This window comes from Chitinophaga sp. (assembly GCF_036569125.1).
Lineage (GTDB): Bacteria > Bacteroidota > Bacteroidia > Chitinophagales > Chitinophagaceae > Chitinophaga.
Genome location: NZ_DATCRF010000529.1, coordinates 1 through 10439, shown reverse-complemented (window position 1 = coordinate 10439; position 10439 = coordinate 1). Strand labels below are relative to the sequence as shown.

The following is a 10439-nucleotide window of genomic DNA, read 5'->3' as shown; positions in this document are numbered from 1 at the left end:
GGCCTTTATGACCTCCATCGTCGGTTTAAGATATTACATTATCTCGTTCATAAAATTTTTTAAACGGTCTCTATGAACCTCCTTCGCCGGTTTTATGGATTCTGCTCAATCCTCATCATACTAATTACATTGCCTGGTATCTGCAATACATAACGCGGGCTGTTGGGTGGCAGCGTGTAGGCTTGCCCGTTTAACATTCGTTGTGGTGTTACTGCAAAAGCGGCCTCGTACTGCAGGCGGCGCAGATCTGCCCATCGGGCGCTGCGGAACAGCAGCTCCTTTCTTCTTTCACGGAGTATTTGTTTTAACGCATCTGCTGCATCTGCAGCTGTGAGCGGCACAAAGGCGCCCTGCCGCCAGCGCTTTACCAGCAAGGTATTCAGGTCGTTCATTGCCTGGGTGGCGTTACCGGCACGGGCCCTGCTTTCTGCACGTACCAGGTACATTTCATCTGTAACAATGCCGGCAAAAATATAACCATTATCTGCGCCCATCCCTGCATAATCTCCTTTAAAGCTGTTACCGGTAAAGTATATATGTTTTCTCAGATCATTCTCCGCATAGGTATTATAAAGCAGGGTATCTACTTTACACACTGCCGGCAATAACGCCCTGGCATTTTGCGAGATCATTTCAAAGATCACTTCATCATTAAAACGCGGAACAGGCGCATCTGCCAGGATATCCAGCTCATTGTAATCCATCAGCCGGTTATACAATTGCAGGCAGGAATCTGCATAGGCGCCGGCCCGGGCGTAGTCCCGCATATCCAGGTATACAAGCGCCAGCTCGCCGTAAGCGGCCGGCTTACCCGGGCGGCTTTTTAACATTGGCGTTCCCGGTAATAAAGTGAGCGCGGCTTTCAGGTCCAGCAAAATGCGGTCATAGGTTTGTGCAACAGATGCCCTTACCGTAGCATCATTATAATTGGAGGTATAACGTAACGGAATACCCGGATCCTGCGGGGCGGTAGCGGGATCGTAAGGCTTGGCGAACAGCTGCGCCAGCGCATGAAAATACTTAGCGCGGAAAAAGAGGGCCGTACCTTTCAGGTTATTCCAGTCCTCTGCAGAGCCGGTACTACGCGCCTTGTCAATATTTTCCAGCACTACGTTTGTATTTAAAATAGCCTGGTAGGGCCCATTCCAGTAATCGTTGGTCTGATCGGTTCTTTGCCATATATACAACTTCCGGTCGCTTTCCTGCAAAGTATTCCAGTCTGCTGCAGCCAGATAAAAATTATCGGCCATTAAACCGCCGGCAGCCGGCCAGGTATTGTTCATAGTGGCGTAATCGTCCATCAGCAGCTGCAGGTCCCGGATCGTTACAGGCACTTCCAGCTTTACATCCGGCCTGGCATCCAGGTAATGCTTACAGGAGGCCAGCAGCAGCCATATGATAAGATACCGGTATCGTATATACGTTGTTTTCATTTAAAGATCTGCTTTTATACCAAATGCAAAAGCGCGCGGTGTACGCAACCCGGATGGAAAATCCGGATCCAGGCCCGCTTTGTTCGCTTTCCAGATCAATATATTCAGGTTAGTAATGTAGGTGTAAAACTGCAGCTGACTAAAGAAGGTGCGGCTGTTCATTCCTTTTTTAAGGGTGTAGCTTAAACGCACATCTTCCCAGCGCACATGATCTCCCTTCTCTACCGTGATGGATGAATTGGTATAGAACTGATCGCGGTAAGCAGGGTTAGGATATACGAGCGATGGTACGTTAGTATACTTTTCATCGCCCGGCTGCTGCCAGCGCTGCCCGTAATCGCTATGGCCCGCACCACTTGCAAACAATGTATTGTAGGCAATGGTGTTGCGCCGGAAATAATAGCCCAGCCGGTAAGTGATGTTGGCAGATACAGAAATATTCTTCCAGCTAAATGTGTTTAATACATTACCAAAGTAAGTGGGTAATGCGGGGCCATGGATCACCTGTTCGCTAAGCGGATTTTTTATCAGGGTTGCATAGTCTGTACTAATACTTTTGTTAAGATACCCGCGCGGATCGCCGGTGGCAGGGTCCAGGCCGGCCCATTTGTAGCTCACCAGTAAATATGGGTTGTAGCCGGGCAACGGGATAATTGATCCTCCATCACTCACAAAACCATTGGTAAGCGGCGGCAGCAGGTACCGCGATACTTCATAATGTACATAATTAAACAGCAGGCTGGTTTGCCATTGAAAGGCGCCGGCATTTACAGGCTTACCGTACAGCTGTACCTCTACTCCCCGGCCTTTAACATCTGCCGAGTTGGTGAACGCCGATCCCAGGCCGGTGGTAGGATCCAGCGCTTCCAGGCCCATTACATCTACAGATTGCTTATGGTAATATTCAATGCTGCCGCTCAGGCGGTTGTTTTTGAAAGTAAAGTCCAGCCCTGCGTTCAAGGTATTCACTTTTTCCCAGCGCAGCTCCGGGTTAGCTACATTTACAATTGTGGCAAAAGGCAGGTTGGTGAACTGGAAAGAGGCATCATACCTATAAATAGTAGCCAGTGCTGCAATGGCATTATTCACATTACCACCCGAGCCATAGGTAAGGCGCAGGTTCAGGTAAGGCAGCCAGCCGGCATGATAAAATTTTTCATTGGATATTTTCCAGGCTGCGCCGGCCGACCAAAGCGGCACACCTTTCCGGTTAGCCCTTACTCCAAATAAATTAGAGGCATCTTTCCGCGCGCTGGCGGAGAATGTATAACGGTTATCGTAAGTATAGGCTGCATTGGCGTATGCGGAAGTAAAACGATCCAGGCGGTCGTCTATATCTGTATTAGATGGAATGGTGGCTGTACGGCCGGTGACCAGCGGATAGTAACGGAGCAGATCTGCAACCGTATTCCCATAATCGCGGTAGCTGCTGCCTGTTGTGTGCAGCTGCCGCAGCTCAGCACCGGCAATAGCTGCTACCTGGTGTTTGCCTGCCCAGGTACGATTAAAATTTAACTGCCCGCGTAACATATGCCCCTGCTGTAAACTGGCGGTACGGTCTGTGATAGGGGCATTGGGTATTATGTAGGTTACGCTGTCGCCACGGATCTGTGAATAGAGGTTAATAAGGTCCCTGGCAAAAAAGGTTTGTGTGCTGTAATAAGCACGGCTATTCCTGTCTGCACGCTGGTATTGATATTTCACCTCTGCACTAATGGTATTGGAAAAATTATACTGCACTCCCAGGTTAGCGATCAGCACCTGTGCGCGCGAGGTTTTATCGTTCAGGGCCAGCTCCTGCAAGGGGCGGTATTTCCAGTCCAGCAGCAGGCCATGCCCCGCAGTATCTGTATACGTACCTGCGTACCGGGTATCCAGCGTTAAAGGATTGCCGTTATCATCGGCCAGCCGGCTATAAGGCGGCAATATGCGTGTGCCCAGCTTATAGGCATTGCTGTTATAAGGACCGGTGCTGTTATTGGTATCATCATGCTGCGTATATTGAATCCCGGCCTGTACCTGCAGTCCACGGGCGGCCTGCCAGGTATTGTCTGTACGCAGGGTTACGCGCTGATAGGTGTTGCCCACCAGGTTAGTGCTGTTCTTATCATACCCGGTGGAGAAAAAGTATTTTATCTTTTTACTGCCGCCGCTTACATTGGCGGCGTATTGCTGGTTTACGCCCTGCCGGTAAATGTATTGCAGAAAATCATTGCGTACATCTATACCACGTAACTTATCAATAGCGGCCCGGGTTTCAGCAGCTGACAATTGCCCGTTCCGCTCCTCTACCAGCAGGTTCACCACGGGTGTCAGGGGCGGGTAGCGCCTGTTATTAATAGCACTGTTATAAAAACCTTTGCTGAATAAAAACTCCTCCAGGTCAATAAGATCAGAAGCGGACATTTGCGGTAAGCGGAATAATTCCGGTTTATTGATCACCGTTACATTGGAGTTAAAAGATACGTGTGGCGCCTGATCATACCGCCCTTTTTTAGTGGTGATCACAATTACCCCGTTGCCTGCTTTAGCTCCCCAGATGGAGGCTGCAGCGGCATCTTTCAGGATGGTGATGTTCTCTACATCGTTAGGATTAATATCATTTATATCCCCTTCATAAGGAAAATTGTCCACTACCACCAAAGGCTGGGCAATGGCTGAGGTAAGCGTATACAAACCGCGGATCTGGATCCTGGTGCTGGCAGCATCGCGTTTATCAAACAATACGCCGCTGGCCACCCCATCTAACCGGTCCAGGATGCCGGTGCTCACTTTACGGTTCAGCAGCTCATTATCCAGCTTTACAAAAGAGCCGGTGGCCCGCTCCCTGGGAATGGCCTGGTAACCGGTAGCTACTACAGATACGCTGCTAATGTCCAGGATCTCTTTTTGCAAACGCACCTGCACATTACCTGCTTCATTTAACTGTACCTGTTGTTTCAGATAACCCGCATAGCTTACCTGCAGGGTTACGGGGCGGGTAATGCCGTCAAGTACAAACCGGCCCTGTTCATTGGTGGTGGCGCCTTTAGGCGTACCATCCACTAACACGGTGGCCCCGGCTAACGGGGTACCGGTAGCATCTGTAACCTGCCCATTGAGGAATGTAAGTAATGAATCACGCGGCGGGCCGTTAATGGGAGCCGTTGCCTGCGGAGCCTTTTTTATTATAACGGTGTTACCATTAAACACCCAGATCAATCCTTTTCCCTTCAGTAATTGTTGCAACACCTTTTCCACAGGAGCATCCTTTACATGCAGCGTTACTTTTTCATTGTTATTAACCAGGTCGGCGGAGTAAAAGAAATAATAACCGGTTTGCCTGTTCATGGCTTTTAGTACCTCCCGCAGCGGCCATTGATCTGCAGAAAGGGTTACCTTATCCGTATGCTGAAAAAACATCTTGTTACCCGCAAACGCAGGCAGGGCAGCGCTTGCCAGGCACAAGCATAGCAACAGCAGCATTAAATTAGAACGCAGGGCTGCAAGCCACATATAGTTATTCTTTATTGCCAGAGTTATTTGAACAGGATGATTATTTTCACCAATATAACCTACATGTATAAACGAATATTGCTATGAATGTTTCAGGTGTAATCCGGGTTGATGGGTCAAAATGGTTACAACGGTTTTCATAGTCATTGACAAAATTTAAACCTTTTTTTGGTTAATCCAATGTTAACATCAAACTATTGTGTGAAATTGGCAGATCCGGTGTTTTCTCTTATTTTCGTTTTCCATCAACCATATCCATCCATGATTGTTAAAACCTTTGGCAGCGCAGTGCAAGGCGTAACTGCTATTACCATTACCCTGGAAGTGAATGTTTTTCCCAAAGGCACTAAGTTTTTTATTGTTGGCTTACCCGATAATGCGGTAAAGGAAAGTGAAAAGCGTATTGAATCCACCATCATCAGCCTGGGATACCGTTTTCCGCGGTTCCGCACTGTAGTGAACATGGCGCCGGCAGATATCCGTAAAATAGGGTCGGCCTATGACCTGCCTATTACGCTGGGTATTATTGCGGCTTCCGGACAAGCGCCTGGTGAAGCATTATCTCAATACATTATTATGGGTGAGCTATCCTTGGACGGTACCATACAACCTATTAAAGGCGCCCTGCCCATGGCCATACAGGCCAGGAGAGAAGGTTTTAGGGGTATGCTGCTGCCTTTGCAAAATGCACGGGAGGCAGCCATGGTGAACGAGCTGGAAGTGTATGGCGTATCACACATACGCGAAGTGATCCAGTTCCTGCATGCGCCGCAATCACTGTCGCCCATACACGTTGATGCCCGGCAGGAGTTCATTACAGCGCAGCAACATTTTGATGTGGATTTCAGTGATGTAAAAGGCCAGTACGGCGTAAAACGTGCGCTGGAAATAGCGGCTGCCGGCGGTCATAATGTACTGATGATAGGCCCGCCGGGCGCCGGCAAAACCATGCTGGCAAAAAGGCTGTCGTCTATTTTACCGCCTTTAAGCCTGCACGAAGCGCTGGAAACAACCAAGATCCATTCGGTAGCGGGCAAGCTGCCGGCGCATGCATCGCTGATAGCACGCCGGCCTTTCCGCTCCCCGCATCATACCATCAGCGATGCTGCGCTGGTTGGCGGCGGCACCGTACCACAGCCGGGAGAAATATCGCTGGCGCATAACGGTGTACTTTTTTTAGATGAGCTGCCGGAATTTAAACGTACCGTGCTGGAGGTAATGCGGCAACCTGTAGAAGAAAGGCAGGTAACTATTTCCCGCACTAAAACCACGGTTGATTTCCCGGCCAGCTTTATGCTGGTAGCGGCTATGAATCCCTGCCCCTGCGGGTATTACAACCACCCGGAAAGAGACTGTACCTGCGCTCCCGGCATTGTGCAAAAATACCTGAATCGTGTATCCGGTCCTTTGCTGGACAGGATCGATATGCATGTAGAGGTTACGCCGGTACCTTTTGCTTCGCTTAACGCTACAGAAACAGCAGAAACCAGTGAGTATATCAGGCAGCGGGTAGTGCTGGCACGGGAGGTACAAACCGAACGTTTTAAACCACACCCCGGCATTTATTGTAATGCACAGATCAGCAGCAGCCTGCTGAAACGGTTATGTTACCTGGAATACGAAAGCGCTAACCTGCTGAAGAATGCCATGAATAAACTAAAGCTATCGGCCCGGGCGTATGACCGCATATTAAAAGTAAGCAGGACCATTGCGGACCTGGAAGGCTTTGAGATGATACAGACCGCGCACATAGCGGAGGCTATACGGTTCAGGAGTTTGGACCGGGAGAGCTGGGGGGCCTGAGGAGAATTAATAATTAATAATTAGTAATGGAATGCAGCGGATGATGAAGGTTTTTGGAGGATGTGGTTGTGAAGGTTTGTTAATAGAGCGGATGAGGATGTTTGTTGAATGATGCTGTTGTGAAGGTTTGTAATATAATAACTGTGATTGTTGTGGTTGCTATCATATAAAAGTCTTACTTTGTTTATACTCAAAATCCCCCCTTTATGAAAAAGTACCTCGCTGAATTCATCGGAACATTTTCTTTAGTATTATTTGGTTGCGGAGCAGCAGTTGTAGCGGGTAAAACTATCCCCATAACTATTGCCGATGCACCCATAGGTATTGGCCTGCTGGGCATATCCCTCGCCTTTGGCCTTACCGTAGTTGTGATGGCTTATGCCATTGGCCCCATCTCAGGTTGTCATATAAATCCGGCTATCTCCATTGCTATGCTGGTGGCTAAAAAATTAAGCCTGGCAGATACTATTGGCTATATCATTGCGCAAATGGCCGGGGCAACCGTGGCTGCATGCGCGTTACTGGCCATTCAAAAAGATGCACCCGGATTCAGCATGGGTGAATGGGCATTAGGCTCCAATGGCTGGGGACCTGGCTATTTAGGTAACTATTCAACAACCGCTGCATTCATTGTGGAAGTGCTGCTTACCTTCATATTCCTGTTTGTAATTTTTGCCACTACTTCCAGGCTGGGTAATGCTAATATGGCCGGTTTGGCAATAGGGCTTACGTTAGTATTGATACACCTGGTAGCTATACCCATTACCGGAACATCTGTAAACCCGGCCCGCAGCTTTGGCCCTGCTATACTTGCAGGCGGTAAAGCGCTTCAACAGCTGTGGTTATTTATAGTAGCGCCCATAGCCGGCGGTGTTCTTGCTGCTATCGCCTGGCGGGCCATCTTTGAGCCGAAGCAGTAAGTGCCACCTGGATTAATTTGTTATATGCGCCCCTGATACTATCTCCAGCGCCTCATTGAACCGGTTTGACCGCAGGTTACGCGACAGCTGCTCCATATGTACCCATGCATATTGCAGCCGCGCATCATTGCCGGCCAGGCTGATCTCACCTGACCATATACGGTCGTGAAAATCTCTGAAATCCGGTACGGCAACATTCGGATCAATGAGCGTGCCTGCTGCGGAGACCAGCAACATCAGGAGCGTAAAGTATGCCATATGAAGCACCTGGCGCATCAGGAAAAACCGCGCCCGCTGGTATTCGCATGCTTCTTCACCAAAATAAATGCTGAGATACGCAGCTTCTTCTTCATCGTTCCGTACCACAAAATTGGCAACCACTCCAAGGTCTACATAACGGTCGTTCAGGAAGGCGCCTTCCCAGTCCACCATCCATACCCGGTCACCATCAAAAAGGAAGTTCTCCGGTTTAAGGTCATTATGGCTTGCAACCTGGTCCTGCAGGTTGTGAGGATAAACATCCGCCAGCATTGCATACAGCCGGAATAATTCACCGGTCATACTTTCAGGCAGCAATTGTTTATCCTGAAATTTTTTAACCAATCCATTAACGAAGGTCAGGTAGTTGATGCGTGCAGGGAAAGGCGGCAGGGAATGCAATTGCCTGATCAGCGCCGGCATTTTCAGCCTGGCTTCATGCAAGGGGAATGGCTGCGCTTCTATGAAATCAGTGATAGAGATCCTGGTTTCAGCGCTGGCGTACCAGATACGCGGGCCTATGCCTGCATCTGCAGCCACCTTCATACAGGCAAAATAATGTGTGGGATCGCCCGGCTCATCTTCCCGGGTAACAATGCGGAGCAGGTAGGGCCTGCCCTGTACCACTATACGAAAAATAAGTGCGGAAGAAAGGCCGGTAGTTATGTGCCTGAGATCTTCGTAGCCGCTTACGCCAAACGCTTCCTGCAATGCTTGTTGTACAGCTGTTCTTTTTGTTTCGGGGATCATAAAAGAAATAGATTAACCCGGCTAAAATAGCCCTATTTCCCAGCTGATTGCAGTGTCGTAAACTTTATTTTTTTTGGTTGAACATTAATTGAGGTTTGATCGTTTACCTTATAATTCCTCAGCTCACCACCTCCGTTTTCCGGTACTCATCACTCAGCTTCTTCTGCATTTCTCCCGGTACAGGAGCGTATTCTGCAAACTGCGCTTTTACCTTGGCTTTCCCCTGGGTTATATTGCGCAAAGCGGCATACAGCTTATCCAGCTCCGCCTGCGGGGTACGGGCTTTGATCACCTGGCTGCCATTTAGTGTATCCATACCCGTTATAATACTGCGGCGGCTTTGCAGCTCGCTCATAATATCGCCGCTCATAGTATCCGGCGCGCTGGTCTCTACATCATACACGGGTTCCAGCAATTGGGGTGATGCCTGGTGAAAGGCATCGCGGAAAGCCATCATACCGGCTATCTTAAAGGAAATGTCATTACTATCTACCGGGTGCATTTTACCATCGTACACACTTACTCTTATGTCGCGCACATAAGAGCCGGTTAGCGGGCCTTCGTTCATTTTTTCCATCACCCCTTTAAGTATGGATGGCAGAAAGCGGGTATCTATAGCACCGCCTACAATGCAATTATTGAAAACAAGCTTACCACCCCAGTTAAGCGCTATCTCCTCTGTATCCCTTACCGGGTGCTCTTTGAAAGGCGGCATGCCCTCATACCAGGGCTCTATTTTCATAAACACTTCGCCAAACTGCCCGGCGCCGCCGGATTGTTTCTTATGGCGGTAAGAGGCCTGTGCAGGCTTCTGAATGGTTTCGCGGTAAGGTATTTTAGCCGGCAGGTAATCAACCTGCATCTTGTAAATATTTTCCAGGCGCCATTTGGTTACGGCCAGGTGCAGCTCACCCTGCCCGTGCAGGATCACCTGTTTTAGCTCCCGGTTATATTCTATTTCCAGTGTAGGATCTTCCATGTGTATCTCGGCCAGCACTTCGCCCAGCTTTTCATCATCGCTTTTGCTGCGGGCTTCAATGGCGGCGCGCACTTTAGGCAGGGGAAAGTGAATAGGATCTACCTGCCCCGTAAAGGAGCGGTCGTTAAGGGTATGATTGGTTAATGTGTTCTTGAGCTTCAGGGTGCAGCCAATATCGCCGGAGCGCAGGCGTTCCACGGGATTACGGTTCTTACCGTCTGCAATAAACAATTGGTTCAGCCGCTCGCTGGTGTTGCCCTTTTCATTTACCAGCTCCTGCCCTGCCTTTACCTCGCCGGAGAGCACTTTAAAAAAGGTAAGGCGGCCAATATGCGGTTCCAGTAATGTTTTGAACACGAACAAACAGGCCGGGGCCGCAGGATCGCAGGGAATAGGCTCACCTGCTTCTGTTATTTCCGGCGGCATTTCAGTGGCGGAAGGAGCTACGTTATCAATGAACCCCATTAAACGGCCGCTGCCCATGTTCCTTTCGGCTGATAAACAAAACACCGGGAATACCTGGTGTTTAAGCATGCCTATTTTCAGGCCTTCGCGCATTTCATCTTCATCCAGGCTGCCTTTTTCAAAGTAATGCTCCATCAGCGTATCATCATTTTCTGCAGCTTTTTCCACCAGCACATTATGCAGCTGTTCTGCGCGTTCCTTTTCGCTGTCGGGGATGGGCAGCTTTTCCGGTTTGCCACCGTTGGCCGGAAAGCGGTATAGCGTCATTTTCAGCAGATCGATCACGCTATTAAAACCAATACCCTGATTAACAGGGTATTGCATAATTGTTACCGC

5 protein-coding genes and 1 pseudogene are annotated in these 10439 nt (G+C 49.2%); 2 read left to right on the top strand and 4 right to left on the bottom strand.

The window, feature by feature from the left end; translation table 11 throughout:
- Nucleotides 1-92: 92 nt before the first annotated feature.
- Both VIM87_RS19935 and VIM87_RS19930 read right to left on the bottom strand, forming a co-directional pair.
- Entirely contained in the window at nt 93-1433 is a 1341-nt protein-coding gene (locus VIM87_RS19935; RefSeq protein WP_331998701.1) for a RagB/SusD family nutrient uptake outer membrane protein, read from the bottom strand.
- Nucleotides 1434-4928, bottom strand: a complete 3495-nt coding sequence (locus tag VIM87_RS19930; RefSeq protein ID WP_331998700.1) for a SusC/RagA family TonB-linked outer membrane protein — start codon at nt 4926-4928, stop codon at nt 1434-1436.
- Nucleotides 4929-5189: 261 nt separating this feature from the next.
- Between VIM87_RS19930 and VIM87_RS19925 the strand changes: the two genes are divergently transcribed.
- Both VIM87_RS19925 and aqpZ read left to right on the top strand, forming a co-directional pair.
- On the top strand, nt 5190-6731 hold the full coding sequence (locus tag VIM87_RS19925; protein ID WP_331998699.1) for a YifB family Mg chelatase-like AAA ATPase: 1542 nt from the start codon (nt 5190-5192) through the stop codon (nt 6729-6731).
- 203 nt (nt 6732-6934) lie between these two features.
- Nucleotides 6935-7651: pseudogene (aqpZ, locus tag VIM87_RS19920) on the top strand (aquaporin Z); the annotation flags it as partial.
- A gap of 12 nt (nt 7652-7663) precedes the next feature.
- Here the strand turns inward: aqpZ and VIM87_RS19915 are convergent.
- Nucleotides 7664-8659 (bottom strand): phosphotransferase, encoded by a 996-nt coding sequence (locus tag VIM87_RS19915; RefSeq protein ID WP_331998698.1) that lies wholly within the window; start codon nt 8657-8659, stop codon nt 7664-7666.
- A 118-nt stretch (nt 8660-8777) separates the two neighbouring features.
- A partial coding sequence (locus tag VIM87_RS19910) for an elongation factor G (protein ID WP_331998697.1) occupies nt 8778-10439 on the bottom strand: 1662 nt, incomplete at its 5' end.